Source organism: Desulfoplanes formicivorans (assembly GCF_001748225.1).
GTDB lineage: Bacteria > Desulfobacterota > Desulfovibrionia > Desulfovibrionales > Desulfomicrobiaceae > Desulfoplanes > Desulfoplanes formicivorans.
Genome location: NZ_BDFE01000015.1, coordinates 1 through 20,301, shown reverse-complemented (window position 1 = coordinate 20,301; position 20,301 = coordinate 1). Strand labels below are relative to the sequence as shown.

The window sequence follows — 20,301 nt, the reverse complement described above, 5'->3', positions numbered from 1 at the left end:
TTGCTGTTCGCTGATGTTTTCTGTGTTGGACCCGGATGTATGCCCTCCGGGTCCATGCCATGATTCTGGTAGCGATCCTGCGGTACCAGGACACTGCTAAAGATCACCAATCCCAACCCTTGGGTAAATTTGTATGGATATTTTGACCGTTGTTATTATCTGTCTTTCTTTTGGTCTGAGTTTTGTTTTCGCCCTGGGGGGCGTGGGCTCGGCCCTGGTTCTCATTCCCACCCTGACCTGGCTGGGGGTCCCTTTTGGGTTGGCCCGTCCCACGGGCCTTTTTGTGAACACCGTGAGCATGATCGGAGCAACCTATTCCAATATTCGGGAAAAACGGTTGGATTTCAAACTGGGGATTCCCATCATCCTTGCCTCCATCATCCTTGCCCCTGTGGGAGCCTGGGTGGGTCACGTTATTCCCACATCCTATGTCATGATGGCCTTTATCGGGTTTCTTCTTTTTTCCGGAATCATGATGCTCTTTTTCAAGGGGTCCAAATATGCCGACCAGTACCGGGATGATCGTCCCGTACTGGGGCCCACTCTGGTGGGCATTGTTGCCGGATTTTTTTCAGGGCTTCTTGGTGTTGGGGGCGGGGCTCTCATTTCTCCCCTTATGATTTTGCAGGGATTCAACCCCAAGAAGATCGCTGCTGTAACCGCCTTTGCCGTACCCTTTTCTTCTTTTTCCGCCTTTGTGACCTATGCGGCCATGGGCTCGGTCTCCTGGAGGATCCTTGCTTTTGCCGGCCTGTCCGCATGGGGCGGCGGCTATCTTGGGACCAGAGTTATGCACAGAAAGATGCGTCCGGGCACGGTCAAGAAATTTTTGGGTGTGGTCCTTATGATTCTGGCCCTGAAAATGATTTTCAAACTGTTTTAGAAGACAGTCCATTTTCTTGATTTTCTGGGTTGACTAACAGGTATCAGCTAGCTGTTTTCATTGGCATCCAGGTGGCGTTTTTTTGATTTGAGGACGAAAGAAGAGTACAACCAAGTCGAGTAGAAACCCAAAAATTTTATGAACCATACATCATCCGGAGGACATCATCCTCCCCATGATAATCATCCGGTTCTGTCCTGGATGCTCCACTATCTCAAGTGGTGGCTGGCCTTTACCGGTTTGATCTCTTCAACTACGGTCTGTCCCTTTTGCGGTACGCCGGGGTGCCCTGTGGGTGTTGGTTTTGCAAGCACTTTGGGGGGCATTTTCGCCCTTTTCACTCAACGTTGGAAGGACGTGTGGAGGTGGCTTGTGCACAAAGGACGACGATTGCTTCATCGATAGCATTGACCCTGGAACATAAGGCTCATGCCCAGCTCCGGCATTTTTGAAGGGCATGTTGTTTCTTGACGATATGCACCCTCCCTGGCTAGTTGTCCGAATCCTCCCTTTGGGCCAGGTGTTGATGGAGAAGCGGTCTCAAGGGGACGTGACTCATAAGACGCTTGATGTTTTCCAACCAGGGGCGGTTTTTGGCTGTTGTTCTTGGTGTGTGGTTTTGCGCCGGAAAATTTGGCTTTTTGGCCAAGTTAGTCTATGCAAAACGCAAGGGCATGTTGTGCATCCCGGTTTGGGATGTCCCGGTAGCCAACAGGCCGATCAGGTTGTGTGTGATACTGAGGCCCTCTTGGGCGTGGTGGAGGGCACGTCACGTTTTGCGGTTTGGTTTTGTTCTGCATGCCTGTTTTGTCCGTTTGGTGCGGACTGTATCGTTTCGGCACTATTTCCCCATACCTATTCACAAGGAGTCGTTTATGCGCAAGGCAGTTGGGTTGTGTTTGATATGGAGTATTTTCCTGTTTTTCTCCGGGGGGGCCATGGCAGCTGCTGCTGATGCCGCATCCGCCAAGCCGTTTCCTGATGTTCTCCCTGTTCCCGGCACCGTGACCATGATTGATCTGGGCGCCCATTCCTGCATTCCCTGCAAGATGATGGCTCCCATCTTGGACAAGGTGGAAAAGAAGTACAAAGACCGGGCAGCCATCGTGTTCATTGATGTATGGGAGTATCCCCTGGAACCGCAAAAATACAAAATCAGGGCCATTCCCACCCAGATCTTTTACGATCATACGGGCAAGGAGGTTTTTCGGCATGAAGGATATTATCCCGAAGAAAACATTGTGCATATCCTGGACAAATTGTTAGCAGATCAGGGGGGCAACTAGGGTATGCTGGAAAACGTTTTTGTCACCATTAATACCTGGATGCTTGCCGAAACCTGGATGGCCGGGCTTGGCTGTTTTCTCTGGGGCATGGTCAGTGTGCTTTTCAGCCCCTGTCATCTTGCTTCCATTCCCCTTATTGTGGGCTATGTGGGTGGGCAGAACCGGATTCTTTGCGGGCGTGAAGCCGTCAAATACGCCCTGGCCTTCACCCTGGGGCTGTTTTTGACCATTGCGGCCATTGGCATCATCTGTTCCCTTCTTGGCAGGATGCTGGGGGACGTGGGGCCTTACTTCAATATTCTGGTGGGATTGGTCCTGGTGTGGGTCGGTTTGGACATGTTCGGTCTCACGAAATGTTCCCTGGGCAGTTTCAATCCGTCCCGTCTGGGGCTTGCCGGTCTGTCCGGGGCTCTGGTGCTTGGTCTGGCCTATGGGCTGTTGTCCGGCTCCTGCACTTTCGGGTTCATTGCTCCCATCCTGGCCATTGTCACGGTGCAGGAAAAGATCCTTACCGGTATCCTGCTCATGGTTCTTTTCGGTCTGGGCCATTGTCTGCCCATTGCCCTGGCAGGCAGTTCCACAGCAGCGGCCCGGCGCATTGTGGAGAGTCGGAACATGCAGCAAGGGGCCCAATGGTTCCGCAAAGCAGCAGGCGCAGGCATTCTCCTTTTGGGAATCGTTTTTGTGGTCAAACCGTTTCTGAGCTGAAAACAAACGGTCACCCAAATGGCATAATCCCAAGGAATATATGTATCTGGCGGCGAGTGTACGCACCTGGTGCGACCCACGTTGCTCAACCCTTTATCTTTTTCAGGGACACATTCCATGACAACTCCATCCGTCACCAGAAGACTTTCCTTTTTGGATCGGTACCTGACATTGTGGATTTTTCTGGCCATGTTTGTCGGGGTCGGGATGGGTTATCTCGCCCCTGGCGTGCAGCATGTTATCAACTTTTTTCAGGTGGGTACCACCAATATCCCCATTGCCGTGGGGCTCATTCTCATGATGTATCCGCCCCTGGCCAAGGTGAAGTATGAGGAGCTGGGTCGGGTATTCAAAGATATCCGAGTGCTTTCCCTGTCCCTGGTGCAGAACTGGCTCGTCGGGCCGGTACTCATGTTTTTTTTGGCCGTAACATTTCTTTCCGGAAACAACGAGTACATGGTGGGACTTATTCTCATCGGGCTGGCCCGGTGCATTGCCATGGTCATTGTGTGGAATGACCTTGCCGGTGGTGATTGCGAGTACTGCGCCGGATTAGTGGCCTTTAATTCCATCTTTCAGGTGCTGTTCTTTTCCGTATACGCTTACGTGTTCATCACCGTACTTCCTCCGGTTCTGGGTTTTGCCGGCTCGGAAGTGCACATCTCCATGGCCAGCATTGCCGAGTCTGTGTTCATCTATTTGGGCATCCCCTTTTTGGCCGGAATCATTTCCCGCCTTATAGGCCTTCGAACCAGGGGCAAGAAGTGGTATGAGCAGGTGTTTATTCCCAAAATCAGTCCCTTGACCCTTATCGCCCTGTTGTTCACCATCCTGGTCATGTTTTCCCTTAAGGGAGAACATATTGTGCAGCTCCCCCTGGATGTGGTCCGCATTGCCATTCCCCTGTGTATCTATTTTGTGGCCATGTTCCTGGTTTCCTTTTACATGTCCAGAAAGGTCAAAGCGACCTACGAGCAGTCAACAACCCTCAGCTTCACGGCGGCCTCCAACAATTTCGAGCTGGCCATTGCCGTGGCTGTTGCCGTGTTCGGGATTGATTCGGGCCAGGCCTTTGCCGCGGTTATTGGTCCCTTGGTGGAGGTTCCCGTGCTTATTGGTCTGGTTCATGTGGCCTTGTGGATCAAAAAACGCTTCTTCCCCTTTACCATGACGACGCCTGCCGGGGTGTGCCACTACGCCTGCCCCCTGGATCAGTCGCATCAAAAGCAATGAGCCGTACAAAGGACGTATGAAGCCTAACCAATTCAACCGGCAACGAGGTCGTTGATGGAAAAAACGCGCATTCTCTTTTTGTGTACGGGCAATTCCTGCCGCAGTCAGATGGCCGAAGCCTGGGCCAGGACCCTCAAGGGCGATGAGATCGAGCCTTTTTCCGCAGGGATCGTCAAACACGGCCTCAACCCCATGGCGGTTAAGGTCATGGCCGAGGCAGGCGTGGACATGTCCGGTCAATTTTCCAAGACCATTGACCAGTTACCCCGGAAGGATTTTGATTACGTCATCACCTTGTGCGGTCATGCCAATGAAACCTGTCCGGTTTTTCCCGGTGCGGTCAAACATGTGCACCATGGTTTTGACGATCCTCCGGCCCTGGCCAAGGGGGCGTCATCTGAAGAAGAGGCTTTGAAGCATTTCAGGCGGGTGCGCGACGAGATCTGGGAGTATGTGTTGACCTTGCCCCAGACATTGTGACGGGTCGAATGATTCCAAAAGGGGATGGGGTTGTCATGAGTCTCCAAGACAGCGCGAGGCGGCCGGCATTATGACCGGTCGCCTCGCGCTGTCTTGGAAAGGAGGAAAAAAGGTTTGGGGGAGGCCCGGGCGGTTGTTCCAGGGGCTTGGACACAGAGCTTGGCTTTGGGGCTCATTTCCTTCTCATGGCCCTTGTTTTGCGCTCTGCTTGCTGGTTTGTGCCATCCTCCACGCGGTTGGCTGGACGTGGTTACTCAAAATGTTTCACATACGCGCCGTATCCTTCCTGTTCCAGATCCTCAACAGGCACAAACCGCAGGGCCGCCGAGTTCATGCAGTAGCGCAGTCCTGTTGGCTGCGGGCCGTCTTCAAACACATGACCCAGGTGGTTATCCCCCATTCGACTTCGGACCTCGGTGCGTACGGCAAACAGCTTGCGGTCTTCCCGGGTGACAATGTTGTCTGGCTCAAGGGGACGGGTGAAACTGGGCCAGCCCGTTCCGGAAACATATTTGTCCCTGGAACTGAACAGGGGCTCGCCCGAGACGATGTCCACGTAGATGCCGTCTTTCTTGTTGTCCCAATAGGCATTGTCAAAAGGTGGCTCGGTTCCTTCTTCCTGGGTGACCTTGTATTGAAGCGGGGTGAGCATGCTCCGCAGTTTCGCTTCCCCGGGTTTGACAAATCCCGGGCCTATGACCATGGACCGTCGGTCCAGCCGGTCGCCCCAGGTGGCCTTGAGAAAATCATCGCGTCCTGACCGGTACCGATAAAATTTGTACTGAATACCGTGTTTTTTGTAATAATCCTGGTGATACGTTTCAGCCGGATAAAAGGTTTCCAGGGGGCGGATGGCGGTGACAATGGGTTTGGCAAATATCCCGGACTGTTCAAGGGCTTTTTTTGATGCCGTGGCAATGTCCAGCTGGGTCTGGTCGTGATAAAAGATGGCCGAAGCATATTGATCCCCCCGGTCAACGAACTGCCCGCCTGCGTCCGTGGGGTCGATATGCCGCCAGAGCCAGTCCACAAGAAAGGCGTAAGTGATTTTGTCCGGGTCATAGGTCACCTGGATGGCTTCCACATGGCCGGTGCTTCCCGAAGAAACCTGCTCGTAGGTGGGATTGGCAACATGGCCGCCGGTATACCCGGAAATGACTTTGATCACCCCGTCCAGCTTTTCAAAATCCGATTCCGTGCACCAGAAACATCCGCCGGCAAAGGTTGCCGTTTTGAGGCCTGATGTCGTTTCCCGGTTTTCCGGCATGGTTGCGGCAACGAGAACCGCAGGAACAATGACGAACAGCATGGTTACAAGCAGGGGCAGGAAGATCTTCATGGCTTCTCCTCGGTACATTGTGGGTCGAGTGCAACCATCACAATACGGATAGGGGCAAAGAAGTCAATGCCCGATGGAGGAATGGCCGGAAGATATCTTCACAGGAATTTGTCACCCCGGGATGACACGGATTGCTTTCTGCTTGTCCTCAAGCTGAAGCACTTGAAACCGTGATCATGGACGATCCTTGTTCCAGCTCACGTACGAGACGTTGGGGTGGGTGTCTTGATTCTGAAGAACACCGCATACAGGACCGGAACCACGATGAGGGTCAGCACGGTGGCAAAGGTCAGGCCGAAGCAGATGGTCACGGCCATGGCCACCCAGAAACGGTCGAAGATCAGGGGCGTCATCCCAAGGACCGTTGAGATGGCTGCCATGAGCACCGGGCGCATCCTGCTCACGGCAGAATCCAGAATGGCCTGGTATGGATCCTTGCCGCCTCGGATTTCCGCATCCATCTGATCTAAAAGAACCACTGCGTTCTTGATGAGCATGCCTGCCAGGCTCAAGAACCCGAGCAGGGCCATGAACCCGAAGGGTTTGTCCGTGGCAAGCAGCCCCAGGGAGACTCCGATGAGGGCCAGAGGGAGGATGCACAGGATGATCAGAGGCTGGCGCATGCCATTGAACAGGGCCACCACGACCAGGGCCATGAGCAGAAACGACAGGGGCACACCCTTGAGAACATACTGGGTGGAATCCTGTGATGTTTCCACGCTGCCACCCCATTCCATGGTGTAGCCTGGAGGCAGTTTAATGGCGTCCAGTTGGGAGCGCATGGCTTGCAGAGCCTCGGACATGGTCACCCCGGGGATGGGGTCGCATTGGGCCGTGATGCATCGTTGATGGTCGTATCTTCGTATCTGGGATTCCTCCCAGGTCAAATCTACTCCATTGACCACCGTGGCCAGGGGTACGCCCTGCATGGAGCCGACCGGACGGACTTGCACAGTCAAAAGGTCACCCATGCGCTGGCGTTCTTTGGCCGGAGGCCGGACCATAATGGGGATGAGGCGGTTGTGCTCCCGGTACAAGCCAACGGCGGACCATTCATACACCCGTTTGAGAGTCCCGGCCACATCCTGGCGGGTGGTCCCGGCCAAAAGTCCCCGGGAGGCATCATATTGGGGAACAATGGTCAGTACCCGGTTTCTCCAGTCATCACGCACGTCCTGCACCAGAGGGCAGTTACGCATGATGGCGGTGGCCTGATCGGCGAGCTGGTGAAGAATGACGGGATCAGGGCCCCTGAACCGGGTGGCGATTTTGAATGGAGACGGCGACCCCAGGGGAAACCGGCGTACCCGGGGATCGGCCTGGGGAAAGTGGTTGGTCAGATACGTTCTGGCAAAGGCCCTCACCTCGGGAATGCTGTCGCCGCTGTCCAGATTGAGGAGCAGATAGCCATAAGCAGTGTTGGGTACCTGCGGCTCAAGGGGCAGATAAAAACGATGGGGACCGGCTCCCACAAAGGTGGCCACGCTTGTGACATGTTCGTGGGCAAGAAGGGCGCGTTCAAGGGATTTGAGATCGGCATCAACCGCCCGGATGTCCGTGCCCTGGTCCCGCCAGTAGTCAATCATCAGCTGGGCCCGTCTGCTTTCGGGAAAAAATTCCCGTTTGACCAGGGAAAATCCCTGTAAGGCCGCCACGAACAAGGCGATCATGATCCCAATGGTCAGGGTTCGGTGTCCAAGGGCAAAGCCAACCAGCTTCCGGTACATCCCAAACATCCTGCCTGCATAGGGATCGCCGTGTCTGCCCACCACCTTGGGGTTCAGCCACCTGTCACACAGAATGGGAGTTACGGTGAGGGCCAGAATCCAGCTGATGCCAAGGGAAAGGCTGACGACCTTGAACAGACCCACGCAGTATTCGCCCACATTGTTGGGAGAAAGAAAAATGGGCAAAAAGGCAAGGGCGGCCACCAGGGTTGCGCCCAAAAGCGGCCAGGCGGTTTCCCTGCAGACGTGCGCTCCGGCCTGAACCCCGGACATGCCTCGCTGCATTTTGACCAGCATGCCCTCGGTTACCACGATGGCGTTGTCCACCAGCATACCCAGGGCCACGATGAGGGCTCCCAGGGTGACCCGGTCCAGGGTCAGCCCCAGAGCGTACATGGCTCCAAAGGTAATGCAGATGGTGATGACCAGGCCAACACCGATGAGCAGCCCCGAAGAAAGCCCCATGCATACAAGGAGTAGGGCAATGACAATGACCACGGCCTCCACCAGGTTGAGCATGAATTCCTCAATGGAAGCCTGGACCAGTTCGGGCTGAAAGGCCACGGTCTCCACGGAAAGGCCCAGGGGGATTTCCTGGATGAGTTCGTCCAGTCGGGCCCTGACCCGCTTGCCCATATCAACCACATTGCCTCCGGAAACCGTGGAAATGGCCAGCCCGATGGCTGGTTTGCCATCAAAGCGCATTTTCCACACCGGCGGATCAAGATACCCTTTTTTGACCTTGGCAATATCCCGGATTCTGACAAGTGTGTCCGACCCCGGGCTCCTGATGACCTGATTGCCGATTTCTGTCACGGCATTGTATGTACCGCCCACATCCATTCTGATGCGCCATTGTCCCAGATCGGCATGGCCGCTGTCCACGACCAGGTTCTGCTGGCCCAGGGTTTGGGCCAGAACTTCAAAGGGAATGCCCAGCTCGTCCATACGCGCCCTGGAGACCTCCAGCCAGATGCACTGGGGCTGGTTTCCCCACAATTCAATGCGGGCCACATCCTTGACCAGAAGAAGCTCACGCCGGATGTCGTCGGCATAGTCCTTGAGCTCATCATGGGGCAGACCGTGGCTGACCACGGCCAGGAAGATGCCGTAGACATCGCCGAAATCATCCTCGACCACGGGCGTGCCCGCACCCGGAGGCAGATCATTGGCCACCTCGGCCACTTTTTTGCGCAGGTTGTCGAAAAGCTGGGGCAGGTCCTTCTTGCGAAAGGATTCCTTGAAATCCACCCAGATTCTGGAGTGACCTGGTGTGGACAAGGAGCGGACATGGTCCAGACTGGGCAGGCGCTGGATGGAGGTTTCCAGTATGTCGGTCACTTCCTGTTCCACTTCCAGGGCGCTTGCCCCGGCATAGGTGGTGGTGACCATGGCCGTCTTGATGCTGAATTCCGGGTCCTCGAGCTTGCCCATGCCGACTTGGGCCATAATACCCGCCAGAGTCAGCACCAGGGTGGCAAAGATGACCAGAGTCCGTTTGCCAAGGGCGTATTGGGTCAAATTCACGATGCACCCCTGTGGCCCGGCCCGTGATCCAGGATGCGCACCTTCTGGCCTTCACTCAAACTATTGGTTCCTGCCGTGACAACAAGTTCACCTGGTTCCAGATCTCCAAAGAGCACGGCACCCTCGGCGTTCAGGGACGCAATGGTCACCGGGCGACTGGATACGGTGTGGGTTGTGCCATTGATCACCCACACCCGGGATCCCTTACCCCTGGGAAAAAGGGCTGTTTCCGGCACCATGACCGTCCCCGGACGCTGGTTGATGGCGTGCAGATGCACTTCGGCGGTCATGCCTGGAGTGATGGCAAGGTCGTCGGGTTTGTCAAAGATTACGGTCAGTTTAAAGGTTCGGGTGATGGGATCGGCGTCCCTAGCCAGTTCCTTGATGCGTGCGGCAAAAACGTGGTCGGGAAAGGCGCTCACCGTACATTGAATGCCCGTGTCAACGCCACCTTTGGCCATGATTGTATCCGGAATGCCCACTACCACTTCCATGCGTGAAAAATCCTGCAGGGTCACAATGGGCATGCCTGCAGAAACCGTTTCAAAATTGTCTTTGTATTTTCGGGTGATATACCCGGAAAAGGGCGCGTCCAAACGGGTATCGGCCAGGTCGTCCCGCGCCTTGGTCAGGGAATTGGCCAATGCTTTGACTGTGGCCTGGGCCCCTTTGTACGCGGCTTCGGCCGTGTCCAGGGCAGAAACGGCAATGGAGCCTGAAGCCCTGAGTTTTTTGTACCGTACAAAGCGCAATTCTGCTTCGGTCAATGCGGCTCGGGCTCCGGCCCATTGGCTCTCAAGGGCGCGCACCCGGGTTGCGTAATCCCTTGGGTCCAGACGGGCCACAAGATCACCCGTTTGCAGAAAACTGCCGACCTCAACCGGTAATTGGAGCAGCTCGCCGGGAATGCGAAAGGACAGTTCGGCACTGCGCCAGGCTTTGGTTGTGCCTGAAAAAACAAAAGTATCTGTGCGGGAAAACAAGCGGGCCTTGACCGCCCTGACAGGGCGGATGGCCGGGGACGCTGGTGGTTGAGGGTCTCTGCATCCTGCAAGCAGAACAAGCACGGCCGGGAGGAACAGTATGGTCTTCAGACCCGGAAACGAACGGAGCATATGCATCACAGCAATCTCCTTGAAACAAGGATGGCGGGAATTTGTTTGCTCAAACGTCCGGCTGGACCGGTAACGATTGCCTAGCCCGATTCATAGGATGTTTTGTTGCTGTTGGCCAGAGGGTTGGCCCACAAGATAACAGGAAGGAGATGGTTGTTCGTAAGGAGAGCGTTTCTGTACAGGCAGGGTGGTTTATTGAGCCAGGGGAAAATTCGGGATTCTGAATGGTCAATGAGCCGGAAGAGGTTTGTTGACCATTCAGAATCCCGTTTAAGCCGTCAGGGCGCGTTAGTGACCAGGTAGGCCCTGGCCCAGGGATAATGGTCCACGACCAGCTGGAAATACGGAGCAAAGTGTTCGGGTGGGCTGATGAGCATCTGGATCATCATGGATCGGTACATCTTGCCATCCATGACATAGATTTCCTGGGAGAGCTGGTTGAAGATAGCGTGAAGTCCCTTGCCGTTGGACCAGGTTCTGTGCTGCGGCCCCTTGTCCGAGACGATGTCGAGGCTGTCCAGGGGGATGGCCTGGCGGGTGGATTTGATCACACCGTTTTGCATGTCCAGCTGGATGCTGCCCCGCATGCGCTGGATTCTTCCGGGACTTGCCTTGCCCGTGAGAAGATCCCAGTTGCCGAAGTAGGAGATCCAGTAGGCCAGACGAAGATTTTCCCAGGAAACAACAAAATACTGGGGGGGCATACCTACGTTCACTTCCAGGGGAGTGGTGCGCATGCTGTTCACAAGGTTCTCGGCCTGGTGTGGGCCAAGGGCTTCGAGCCCTGCGGTGGGATGAGACAGGTAAGAGGGAACAGACCATTGCAGGCGTTCCTGCCGGGGCTGGGAGCTGTTTTGTTCAAAGGTGTTTTGCTGATCCGCGGTGGTAAAACGAATCATGCGGGCGGCCTGGGCAGGGGAATCCGTGCTGTGGACCAGGGCCAGGGGGTAGAGCCATGGGCCGTCGTGCAGTCCCCCATCGGCAAAAGACATTCTACCGGCATAATATTGGGCTGCGTAGCCGTAATCCCACCATTGCCAAAGGCGTGCCTTTTTCGGAGATGTTTGGGCAAGATCCTTGAACGTTTGGGCATAAACCCTGGGAAGAATCGGGGAGGGACGAAGGCTATTTGTCACGTCCCATATCGGCCAGACAATGATCACTATGAGGATGACTTGGGCAAGGAACCGTTTGCCCGATTGCACTCCCCATGCCTTCAGCAACGTGGACAGACCAAAACAAAGGGCTACGCCCCAGACAATCCCCCCATACATGGTGAATCGGTTACCAAGCTTGAAGGAAAAAACGCTGAAAACAAGAATGGGGGCAAAGGTCAGAAAAAGGGGCTTTTTCCAGATCAGATACAGGTAGGCGCCAAATCCCAGCCAGAAAAGAACACCATTGCCGCTAATGCGGGAGTACAGATTGGGCAGATCCACGTTCTGGACCTCACGGATGCTTTGCAGCACTGAAGGCAGAAGCAGGGTGGTATTTGTGGACGGGGGATACACGCTGCTTGGCTTGGTCAGAGCGATCAGCTTGGACAAGATGGTCCATGCCTGGTTGTGCAGACCGGTGATAAAACATATGGCCAGTCCGAACAGAACAAGGAGGAACCATCCTTTTTTGGGGGATCGTGCAATGTCCGGGAAATACAGAAAAAGAGCCGTCAAAAAAAAGGCTCCACCCAGCCCGATCCATCCGCCGAAGGCTACCGCGTACAGGCACAACAGACCGAACAGGGCAGTTTGTCGTGTCCCCGGGCGGGCCAGGATGATGACGACAAGCATGCAGATTCCAATAAATGACAGGATGATGTAATTGCTTTGGTAGTAGAGCCAAAAGCATACTCGTCCGACCAGGCCGAGGAGGATGGTCTGGGTGGCCATTGCAAGAAATCGTTTTCTTGAAGACTGTTGGGGTAATGGCGTGCCCTTGGCATCGGTCAGCCAGGATGACCTGACAAGGGGAGATGCCCAGAGGATCAGGGCCGTCCCCATGAGGGCGGGGATGAACAGGGCAAAGGGGTCGGTGTCGCAGAATCCCAGGCGGGTCCGCAGCAGATACCCCAGACAGCCGGTTCCCATGATGCCCGCGCCCATTCCTGCCTCGGGCATGTCCTGCTTCCATGCCAGATAACACAGGGGCAACCCGGCCAGGGGGGCGAGAATAACGGGCAGGTAAAAGGCTATATTTCCCATGGGTGCTGCAGTGATGGTGTGAAGAATGCGGAGCAGTTCCATGAGCGCTCTGTCCGTTGCCCAGGATGTGCCTTGGGCTCCGGCCATCCAGAAATAGGCATCATGGGTGGCCATGAGTTTTTCACCGTCAATCTGAAGGAATGCAGGATTCCAGAAGGGAAGTTCCACAAGGCGAAGACACAAACTGACCCCATACACCACAAGGCAGGGAACAAGCAGGGTGAACCAGGGAGAACAGGATATGCGGTCAGTGTGAACAGGCGATGTGTGGTTCATGGTTTTTCAGGTTTCGGTTTTTTGACGTTTTGTGTGGAATTGACTGACCATATCGAGTTTGAAAAGCCTGATCCTGCTACAGACTTGAGGAGTCGAAGTTAAGCCACTATCCTGACAATCAAGCAGGAGAATACGTCATGTTTGCAGGATTGGTTCTGGTTAACATTCTTGGAGCCAGTTTTCTACCCTGGAGATGGATTGTTTGATGGAAATGGACTTTCGTGCATGAGCCAGCGTTGTTGTCTGGAGTTGTTTTATCCTGGATGTGGATCCATCAAGGAGTTGGTGGAGGGTGTGAGTTAGGGCTGCAGGGGCATGGATCGGTAAAAGGGGGAGGAAGTGTTCGCTCCAGACTTCGGCTACCCCCCCCACATCAGTTGCCACACAGGCCAATCCCATGGACATGGCTTCCAGCAGGCTGTTGGGTAGCCCTTCCGTGTGGGAGGCAAGAATGAAAACATCACATGTGGCAAGAAGGGCTCGAACGTCTTTTTGAAAGCCGTGCCACACGACCTCTTTTTCTAGATCAAGGGAAGAGGCCATCTTCTTGAGACGCTGTTCTACACGACCGGTACCAACTACGTGGTACTGGAACGTATACCCCTGTTTCTTGAGTGCTGCCAAGGCGGTGAGCACGTCGCTGTGCCCTTTGTCGGCATTGAGCTGGCTGGTGGATATGAATCGGAGTGGGTGGTGCACATCCGAGGGCGGGTGTGCAGCTACGGGTTTTCCAGTCAAGATGACCTTGATTTCTTCCGGACGTAGATACGGCAACTCCTTGAGCATACCCTGCTTGACGTGTTCACAAGGTGCTAACAAACGGGGCTTGATCCATTTATGTACGGACCGAACCTTGAGCCTGTTTTCCATGTCTCCGGCCAGGCCCACCCGGTGGATCACTGGAATGCCCAAGATACGTCCAGCTACGCCAGCAGAGCACATGTCTTTGCCCACGTTGACCACGACCCGGTCACATTTCCAGGTTTTGAAAAGACGGAGCAATCTATAGATGAGGATGGGATTGAAGTCGGGGCCAAATGTGATGGGCAAGGTTTGAAGGCCCATTGCCAGCGCCTTGTCCGTAAAAGGGCCGTGCCGGGCAATGATCAGGGTGTTATGTCCTCGTTCGGTCAGGCCATGAGCCACTTCTAGAGTCCATGTCTTGACCCCGCCCCATTTTCGTGTGCTGTTGACAAAGGCTATGTTCATGCGTCTTCCATAAATGATCCTGCAACAATTTAGTGGAGATCCAGTTAAACCACTTGTTGTGTGGCCTGGGTATTGGTTCCATATTCCGGCGATTTTGCTATGCAGGCTCCGACTGTCATGCCGAGTAGTGATAAAGAAAGGGCAAGCCACCAGTCCCTGAAAAAATCATGGCCGGAAATGGCCGTGCCTGTGTACCCGAAATAGGCACTCCACAAACAAAAAGTTAGGCTCCAATACGTGGTATCTGAAGACGTGAGCCAGCCCGTTCGGATTTTTCTCCAGGTCCACCAAAGGTAGCTGCCAATCCACCCGAGAAAAATACCTAATCCGATGATGCCGGTTTCACAGGCGAATTGAAGGTAAATATTGTGAGGGTGAGGCATCCTATTAAGTCTTCCTGGCATATGTAATCCAATGTTCTTAAAACCCTTATTGAATCCTTTGATACCTACCCCCAGAATGGGGTTTTTTTCAAATACATGAATAGCTGTAGGCCATATCTCTTGGATGCGAGGATCATTGATTACTTTGTTATATGATGTCCTCGTCGAGCTAAAAAATAATGCGCCAACTATTAGTGCTATGACGATTGTTGCTTTAGTCAGTGAAAATTTGCGGAAAAAAAGAATCAGCACAGTGCATGCTAAGATATAGCCCAAATAGCCACTTCGAGCTTGTGCCCCAACAAAAATAAACATTGCCGGGATCAGAATAATTCCAGTGAGCAATATCTTTTTTGAAATTGACCATGAGTCCTTCCATAAAAAAAATACAGCCATAGACGGAGGCAGGACCAAGGCCATGAGGTTGCCTACTCTGGGCGTTGAAAATGACCCAGTAAGTCTGCTACCCCAAGCGGCAGTTCCCCGGAAGAGGTCATGTCCTGTGATATACTGATAAATACCATCCAGCCCCTCGTAAAATCCCATAATGCAGAAAAGAATGACGAAACGTTTGATATCCTTCATGCCCCGGACGCACTCGATGCCCACGAAAAAGAGGAGCCCTCCTTTTCTGATGCTCGTTTCGAATCCGTCCCAACTGCGGGCCATGTCAACAGAATGGAATACCTTGAACAACATGTATCCCCAGAATAGGAAATAGATCCATTTAAGCGGGAATTTTTTTAATTGAGAATTTTTATAATCAAGTAGGTAGTAGGTAATCAGCCCAAGAACAGAAACGATCTCGCCGATTTCCCTGAATGCTCTTCCGATGGGAAAAAACAGAATATAGAAACAAAACCCCATATACATGAGCAGGTACGCACGCTGTGCCCAGGTTTTTCCCTTAAGTAATTCGAATAGTGAGGATATTTTTTTTGTGATTGAAAACATAGCTAACTTTTAAATATTAGAATGTGATCCTGCTACAGACTTGATGGAATAGTTTCGTCCTTTGTGCTGTACTGAGTGGCAGCAATTTGTGTTAACAGCTGCATCCTGAACATTGTCTCGTTTAGCATTCACTGATATGCTGGCAGTATATCTCCGCCAACATTGATGCCTTTGCCCAGCTGGTAACCGCAGACGGATGGAAATATTTGAAGCGTCTGAGACTTTGTTTGTTTTTTCTGTATGAGGCAAAGATCATGATGGTCTGCTTAGTCGATAAAGAGGTCTTGAGAGAGCGTTTGCCATTTGATTGTACATCAACAAGATTATGATTTTTTCCTGAAAAATTTTCTGAATACCATGGCTCCCGGCCGGGATGCGTGCATGAGAAGGCGGGATCTCAGCCATTTGACAGATTTGCGGTGGGATACGGGAATGCGGTGCAGTTGAAAGGGATCGGTTCCCGGACCATTGACAAACCGGTCAAGGTTGAAGGCGCCGGAAAAACCTGCCTGCTTAGCCGCCTTGATGGTCATTTCGTCAAATTCTCCCCATGGCCAGCAAATGAATTGTTTGTCGGCTTGGTTGAGCTCTTTCATGGTCGCAAAGCTTTTTTGAAAATCCCGAACACAAAAGGCCATTCGTTCTTCATCCGAGCGTTTGTGTAAGGAGTTGGGATCATTGTCAGATGATCCCGGCCAGTACCCGTTGTAGGCGTAGGCGCTGCCCAACTGGTAGGTAGGCAGGTTGTCTGACGGTTGGTCGTAGATCCCATGGGCCGACCAGTGGCCAGTGCCTACGGTTGCCACCCGAGTGAGATTGCGAAAACATCCTTGGTGCCTGGAGGTGTGGGAATACACTTCCATGTTGTGGTCTGCAAGAACGGCAATCAGTTCGTTTCTGGTCATGAACTGGGAATAGTCTTGATATCTAAGGGCTTGGACAAAGGATTCGCTGGCCGGCTTGAAGGAGGGGGCTGTTTCCCGTGTGCGCAAGGGCCCGGGAATAATAAAATCGGTTATCGCAAAAAAAATCCCGCCCATGCCCCGCTTTTTGAGTTCCGGAATCGCATGGATCCAGTTGCTCACATGGCAGTCGTCGAAGGTAATGACAATGGGTTTGCCCTGGATTTCTCCCTTTCCAAGACAGATTTGCAGCAGTTCCTGAGCCGAAATGGTGCGAAAGCCCATGCGGCAGATGGTGTCCAGATGGGCGCGAAAGCGTTCCAAGGACATACCACCTGGGGTGGCTATATCGTGGAAGCAGAGGACAGGGATGTTGGTGAGAAAGGGGAACATGGCAGATGACGGGTTATTGGCCCTCAAGCGGGCAGGTGGGGTTGGTAAAAATATGCTGTCGGTCATTCTTGAGGGCGGCCATGATGGGGCTATGCCACTCTGGTTTGTCGCGGACAGTCAGATAGGCCTTGACAAAGGCCTCGGTTTCGCGGGCGTTGCAGGTGTACTGGGCCTGTTTCCCGGTATCAACTGCGTGTGCAATGGCATGGATGGTTCGATTGAGCGTGGGGATCCGCCAAGGGTAGAAATTGTCAAAATCAAGGAGGTGGAAAATACATTTTTGTTCTTTTTCCTCCACCATGAGATTTTGATCCGTATCTTCGGTATAGACTCCGGCCTTGTGCACCTGGCCGATGGCTTGTCCGGCTTGGGCAAAAAAAGTGGTTCTGAACCGTTCAGGTTTGTTGGGGAGTGTTCCCGGAAGATACACTTTGTAATCAATGGCTGTTTCAGGAAGTTTTTCTAGAAAAAGTACGGATTTGGTAACCAACCCGTTGTGATATTCACGAAGCAGACAAAGGGGACGAGTTACATGAATGGACTGGTTGGCCAGGTAGGCCAGGGTTGATCCGTTACGCTCTGCCTCACCAAAATGGCACATGCTCAACAAAGAGCGACCTAGGTCTTTGTTCATATACACTTTGGCCATAAATGTTTTGCCTTGTGCGGGAATGATGAGATCCCTGAGCAATTCCCGTTTGGCTATGTTTTGAATACGGGCAGAAAATCCTGGAACCTGGCACAAGCGGTTCCAGGAAGCGATCACCTCCATGATTGTTTCTTCGTTGTGCAGAGAAAACCCCAGAATTTTTCGGTTCTGATTACCCGCCTTTTTCATGGGTTGGGCCCAAATGGTTTTGCCACAAGATCGCAACATGTTTGTCATGTTCATGACGGGTCACCAAGGTTTGCGGAGGTTGGAAAAGATTTGCCCCGAGTCAAGTCAGGGACATGCATGTTTTTGTAAACCTGTTGAAATCTGCGGTTCATTTTCTTACGGATGAAAAAGGGGATGCGCAGCCAGAACTGGTAGGGATACCGCTTGATGGTATTTTGAAAATCAATGAGCACCGGGGTTGATGCGTTTTTAACAAGAATATTTCTGCAAGCAAGACCGAAATGGTCAATACTGTATTGCAAAAAGACTTTTTTGCGCAAGAGTTCCAGGTTGTGGAAAAAATCCGGACTCAGTCTGTCGGTATTTTGATCCAGATTTTTGGCCACTTCCCCCCGGGTATTGCGCACGCATTCCATGACCAGTGCTCGGTGGCCGTCTGATGTGCGTTGGATTCCGTGCATGTGCACAAAGAACATCTGATATTTTTGGGGGATGCGGGAGACAATGGCGTGATGATTGTCCAGTTCATACTGCAGCATATCGTTGATGCCATATTTTTTTCTGGCAATCATTTCCGGATCGGGAAATTCACCCTTGTACCGCCGATGCCTGGCCAATACCTTGGCGCACAAATGGGGCTGACCGGCAATTTCATATATATTGCACCAGCCCCCTTTGGAGCTGATTTTGGTACCAAGTTCAATCATCAAGGTTTGATCCTGCAAGGATGTAATAAAGAGATGGTTACCTTTTCTTTTTGCGGTATGATGGAAAACGACATGGTGAGTCAATCCGTCCCTGAATCAGGTATGAGTATGCAGCTTGAGGCTACCTGGAAAGAGCAAAACGGGTCAGGTTCATGCCAGTGGCGTACTTGGATTTTCTGGACAATCTGAAGGGCCAGTATCTGGCAATGGATGGGGCTTTTGAGTCCATGCTCCGGTCGTACTTGAGTTCCAGAACTGTGGTTATGGGATCCGTCATACCTGTCCCAATATGGGCGAAATGGGATGTCAAAGGAAAATAGGTAATGTTTCTGTCAATGGTCAGTCTGTAATGGCCGTCGGCAGAAAGGAGATAGGTCCTGTGATAACGGTTCATGAGTGAAGGTGTGTACAGCTGCATGAGATGTCTGATTCCCTTGGGGATATCCGAACCATTGATGATTTCCTTTATGTGCAGCATGTCCATTGTTGAACCCATGGTGAATTGGGACATGGGGAACAATGTTTTCCGGCCCAAATGACCCTGCTTGGATTTGATTTCCAACCGTGGTTCCCGGATGGTTCCCTGAAGAGCACCATACCAGCGAATGCGGATTTTTCGGCGGTGGCAAAATCCTTCTTCGCTTTGCTGCCAGTTGGTGCATTGGGGGTCGTCAAAATAAATGCTGTTGACAAACCGAGGAGGATAAACCTCTCGAAAACAAGCAGGATGGAGGTTCAAAAGACCGGCAAGCTGGCTTGTTTGATCCTCGGGAACCAGATATTTGCGCTCGTATCGAAGTTGCATGTCAGTCCGTTATAATCCCTTTCAAACAAGCCCCTGGGCATGGGTGATGGAAACCCGAGATCCTGGCAAAAGATCCTTTATGGCTCGTATGAGCTTGGTAGGCGGTCCATTGAGTTCCACAAGCAAGGTGGCGTCTACAGTGGAACCTGATTCGTCAATGCGTTTGATCTCAAATCGGGGGCTGACCGACAATACGGCTTTTTCAAGAAGGGCGTCAAAGTCCAAAGGAGCTTCGGGTAAAGAAATCTGGGCCAGGTAGCTCTGCTGAAAGAGCATGACATTTTTTTTGGCCCGGGACCAGACAAACGCCAAAATGATGCCAATGAACCCGATCATGGTGTAGGCAACCTGACCTGAGCCGAACCCGAGGCCCAGTGCTATGTTCAAAAACAGGAAAGCAAGTTCTTCAGGGTCTTTGATGGCTGTCCTGAAACGCACAATGGACAGGGCGCCCACAAGACCCAGGGAAAGGGCCAGGGAGGTTTTGACCACGGAAATGACCAGCATGGTGGTGCAGGCGAGAACAACAAAGTTGCCAGCAAACCTGACCCGGTTGGAAAGGGACGTCCCGAATTCCTGGTAGACCATGGCCAAGAGTTTGGAGGTTCCGGCCGTAAAGATGAGGGCTGCAAAAAAATCGCCGAACCGGGCCGGGATAAACGGGAGTACATAGAGCCATGAGGCTAAAAACGAGAGGTGAAAAAGGGCCAACCCTTTCCATGTTTCCTTCTGGTTGATGGCTTGGTTTTTGCGAATGAAAAAAGAACAGAGGGCATAGTAGGCCCAACCTATGAGCAGGCCCACAGCTGCGGCACCGGCTACGCGGGGCAGGATTTCATGGATACGCCCTTTTGAAAGGGCCCACATGACCTGTGATACGGCCAGAGGAGAAATAAACGAGGTTATAATGGCAAGAGCATAAAAGCGAGGAGTGGCAAAAAAAATTTTCATGATCTATAATCAGGTTAAAAGAATTGGTTCTTCGACGTTTTGTGTGGAATTCATGTGGCAACCAGGATCTGAATCGGAGCCGCAATCAGGTAGACCATGGTGATAAAATTTTCCACGTTTCGGTAGCCACAGGCCCAGGCCCTTGCCGCTTGGAACAGGCCGTTGCAACCTTCGAGCCTTGCATTGGTGTGCAAGGAATGCCACGATGAAGGATGCGTGGCATGTGCCTCTCAAAACAGGCCAACGCACTTCTTACTGGCTCCAGAAGTGGACAATCAGCGGTATACTCGGTTGCATGCTTGAGAAAATGGGTAATGCGCCACTTGGCAGCCTGCCTTGATTCGGCCCGACGAATCCAGCGTAACAGTTCTTTGACGCGGTAGG

Annotated in this window: 16 protein-coding genes and 1 pseudogene; 5 read left to right on the top strand and 12 right to left on the bottom strand. The window is 52.8% G+C overall.

Translation table 11 applies throughout. From position 1 onward, the window contains the following. Positions 1-133 precede the first annotated feature (133 nt). The 5 genes from DPF_RS04990 (at position 134) to DPF_RS04970 (ending at position 4,590) form a co-directional block, all read left to right on the top strand. Positions 134-883 (top strand): sulfite exporter TauE/SafE family protein, encoded by a 750-nt coding sequence (locus DPF_RS04990; protein WP_069857783.1) that lies wholly within the window; start codon positions 134-136, stop codon positions 881-883. Between the two features lie 875 nt (positions 884-1,758). Further along, on the top strand, positions 1,759-2,169 hold the full coding sequence (locus DPF_RS04985; protein WP_069858725.1) for a thioredoxin family protein: 411 nt from the start codon (positions 1,759-1,761) through the stop codon (positions 2,167-2,169). A 3-nt stretch (positions 2,170-2,172) separates the two neighbouring features. Continuing rightward, positions 2,173-2,877: a cytochrome c biogenesis CcdA family protein gene (locus DPF_RS04980; protein WP_069857782.1), complete on the top strand. Its 705-nt coding sequence runs from the start codon at positions 2,173-2,175 to the stop codon at positions 2,875-2,877. A gap of 117 nt (positions 2,878-2,994) precedes the next feature. Further along, positions 2,995-4,110, top strand: a complete 1,116-nt coding sequence (arsB, locus tag DPF_RS04975; protein ID WP_069857781.1) for an ACR3 family arsenite efflux transporter — start codon at positions 2,995-2,997, stop codon at positions 4,108-4,110. A gap of 54 nt (positions 4,111-4,164) precedes the next feature. After that, positions 4,165-4,590, top strand: a complete 426-nt coding sequence (locus DPF_RS04970) for an arsenate reductase ArsC (RefSeq protein ID WP_069857780.1) — start codon at positions 4,165-4,167, stop codon at positions 4,588-4,590. A gap of 250 nt (positions 4,591-4,840) precedes the next feature. On the opposite strand, the gene msrB is transcribed toward DPF_RS04970, so the two are convergent. The 12 genes and pseudogenes from msrB to DPF_RS14275 all read right to left on the bottom strand — a co-directional run. Beyond that, positions 4,841-5,929, bottom strand: coding sequence for a peptide-methionine (R)-S-oxide reductase MsrB (gene msrB / locus DPF_RS04965; RefSeq protein ID WP_069857779.1), 1,089 nt, complete (start codon positions 5,927-5,929; stop codon positions 4,841-4,843). Between the two features lie 197 nt (positions 5,930-6,126). Beyond that, positions 6,127-9,183: an efflux RND transporter permease subunit gene (locus tag DPF_RS04960; protein ID WP_069857778.1), complete on the bottom strand. Its 3,057-nt coding sequence runs from the start codon at positions 9,181-9,183 to the stop codon at positions 6,127-6,129. Next, complete coding sequence (locus DPF_RS04955) at positions 9,180-10,304, bottom strand: efflux RND transporter periplasmic adaptor subunit (protein ID WP_069857777.1); 1,125 nt, start codon at positions 10,302-10,304, stop codon at positions 9,180-9,182. The genes DPF_RS04960 and DPF_RS04955 overlap by 4 nt, the downstream gene beginning before the upstream one ends. A 272-nt stretch (positions 10,305-10,576) precedes the next feature. Further along, complete coding sequence (locus DPF_RS04950) at positions 10,577-12,775, bottom strand: hypothetical protein (RefSeq protein ID WP_069857776.1); 2,199 nt, start codon at positions 12,773-12,775, stop codon at positions 10,577-10,579. A gap of 159 nt (positions 12,776-12,934) precedes the next feature. Then, a complete protein-coding gene (locus DPF_RS04945; RefSeq protein WP_069857775.1) occupies positions 12,935-13,984 on the bottom strand; it encodes a glycosyltransferase in 1,050 nt (349 codons plus the stop codon). Between the two features lie 44 nt (positions 13,985-14,028). After that, positions 14,029-15,321, bottom strand: a complete 1,293-nt coding sequence (locus DPF_RS04940) for an O-antigen ligase family protein (protein ID WP_069857774.1) — start codon at positions 15,319-15,321, stop codon at positions 14,029-14,031. 323 nt (positions 15,322-15,644) lie between these two features. Further along, entirely contained in the window at positions 15,645-16,547 is a 903-nt protein-coding gene (locus DPF_RS04935) for a polysaccharide deacetylase family protein (protein WP_176724172.1), read from the bottom strand. 82 nt (positions 16,548-16,629) lie between these two features. Beyond that, positions 16,630-17,508, bottom strand: a complete 879-nt coding sequence (locus tag DPF_RS04930) for a hypothetical protein (RefSeq protein WP_141721062.1) — start codon at positions 17,506-17,508, stop codon at positions 16,630-16,632. Continuing rightward, positions 17,505-18,161 (bottom strand): YrbL family protein, encoded by a 657-nt coding sequence (locus DPF_RS04925; protein ID WP_069857771.1) that lies wholly within the window; start codon positions 18,159-18,161, stop codon positions 17,505-17,507. Before DPF_RS04925 ends, DPF_RS04930 begins: the two co-directional genes overlap by 4 nt. 121 nt (positions 18,162-18,282) lie before the next feature. Then, positions 18,283-18,966, bottom strand: a complete 684-nt coding sequence (locus DPF_RS04920) for a polyphosphate polymerase domain-containing protein (RefSeq protein WP_069857770.1) — start codon at positions 18,964-18,966, stop codon at positions 18,283-18,285. 21 nt (positions 18,967-18,987) lie between these two features. Then, positions 18,988-19,917, bottom strand: coding sequence for a DUF4956 domain-containing protein (locus DPF_RS14205; protein WP_069857769.1), 930 nt, complete (start codon positions 19,915-19,917; stop codon positions 18,988-18,990). A 50-nt stretch (positions 19,918-19,967) separates the two neighbouring features. Then, positions 19,968-20,301 (bottom strand): annotated as a pseudogene (locus DPF_RS14275) (transposase); the annotation flags it as partial.

Bases quoted from the DNA above. Each gene is read 5' to 3' on its own strand.
- arsB (WP_069857781.1), top strand. From the start codon at position 2,995: ATGACAACTCCATCCGTCACCAGAAGACTTTCCTTTTTGGATCGGTAC.
- DPF_RS04985 (WP_069858725.1), top strand. From the start codon at position 1,759: ATGCGCAAGGCAGTTGGGTTGTGTTTGATATGGAGTATTTTCCTGTTT.
- DPF_RS04945 (WP_069857775.1), bottom strand. From the start codon at position 13,984: ATGAACATAGCCTTTGTCAACAGCACACGAAAATGGGGCGGGGTCAAG.
- DPF_RS04930 (WP_141721062.1), bottom strand. From the start codon at position 17,508: ATGAACATGACAAACATGTTGCGATCTTGTGGCAAAACCATTTGGGCC.
- DPF_RS04955 (WP_069857777.1), bottom strand. From the start codon at position 10,304: ATGCATATGCTCCGTTCGTTTCCGGGTCTGAAGACCATACTGTTCCTC.
- DPF_RS04990 (WP_069857783.1), top strand. From the start codon at position 134: ATGGATATTTTGACCGTTGTTATTATCTGTCTTTCTTTTGGTCTGAGT.
- msrB (WP_069857779.1), bottom strand. From the start codon at position 5,929: ATGAAGATCTTCCTGCCCCTGCTTGTAACCATGCTGTTCGTCATTGTT.
- DPF_RS04920 (WP_069857770.1), bottom strand. From the start codon at position 18,966: ATGCAACTTCGATACGAGCGCAAATATCTGGTTCCCGAGGATCAAACA.
- DPF_RS04950 (WP_069857776.1), bottom strand. From the start codon at position 12,775: ATGAACCACACATCGCCTGTTCACACTGACCGCATATCCTGTTCTCCC.
- DPF_RS04925 (WP_069857771.1), bottom strand. From the start codon at position 18,161: ATGATTGAACTTGGTACCAAAATCAGCTCCAAAGGGGGCTGGTGCAAT.
- DPF_RS04980 (WP_069857782.1), top strand. From the start codon at position 2,173: ATGCTGGAAAACGTTTTTGTCACCATTAATACCTGGATGCTTGCCGAA.
- DPF_RS04970 (WP_069857780.1), top strand. From the start codon at position 4,165: ATGGAAAAAACGCGCATTCTCTTTTTGTGTACGGGCAATTCCTGCCGC.
- DPF_RS14205 (WP_069857769.1), bottom strand. From the start codon at position 19,917: ATGAAAATTTTTTTTGCCACTCCTCGCTTTTATGCTCTTGCCATTATA.
- DPF_RS04940 (WP_069857774.1), bottom strand. From the start codon at position 15,321: ATGTTTTCAATCACAAAAAAAATATCCTCACTATTCGAATTACTTAAG.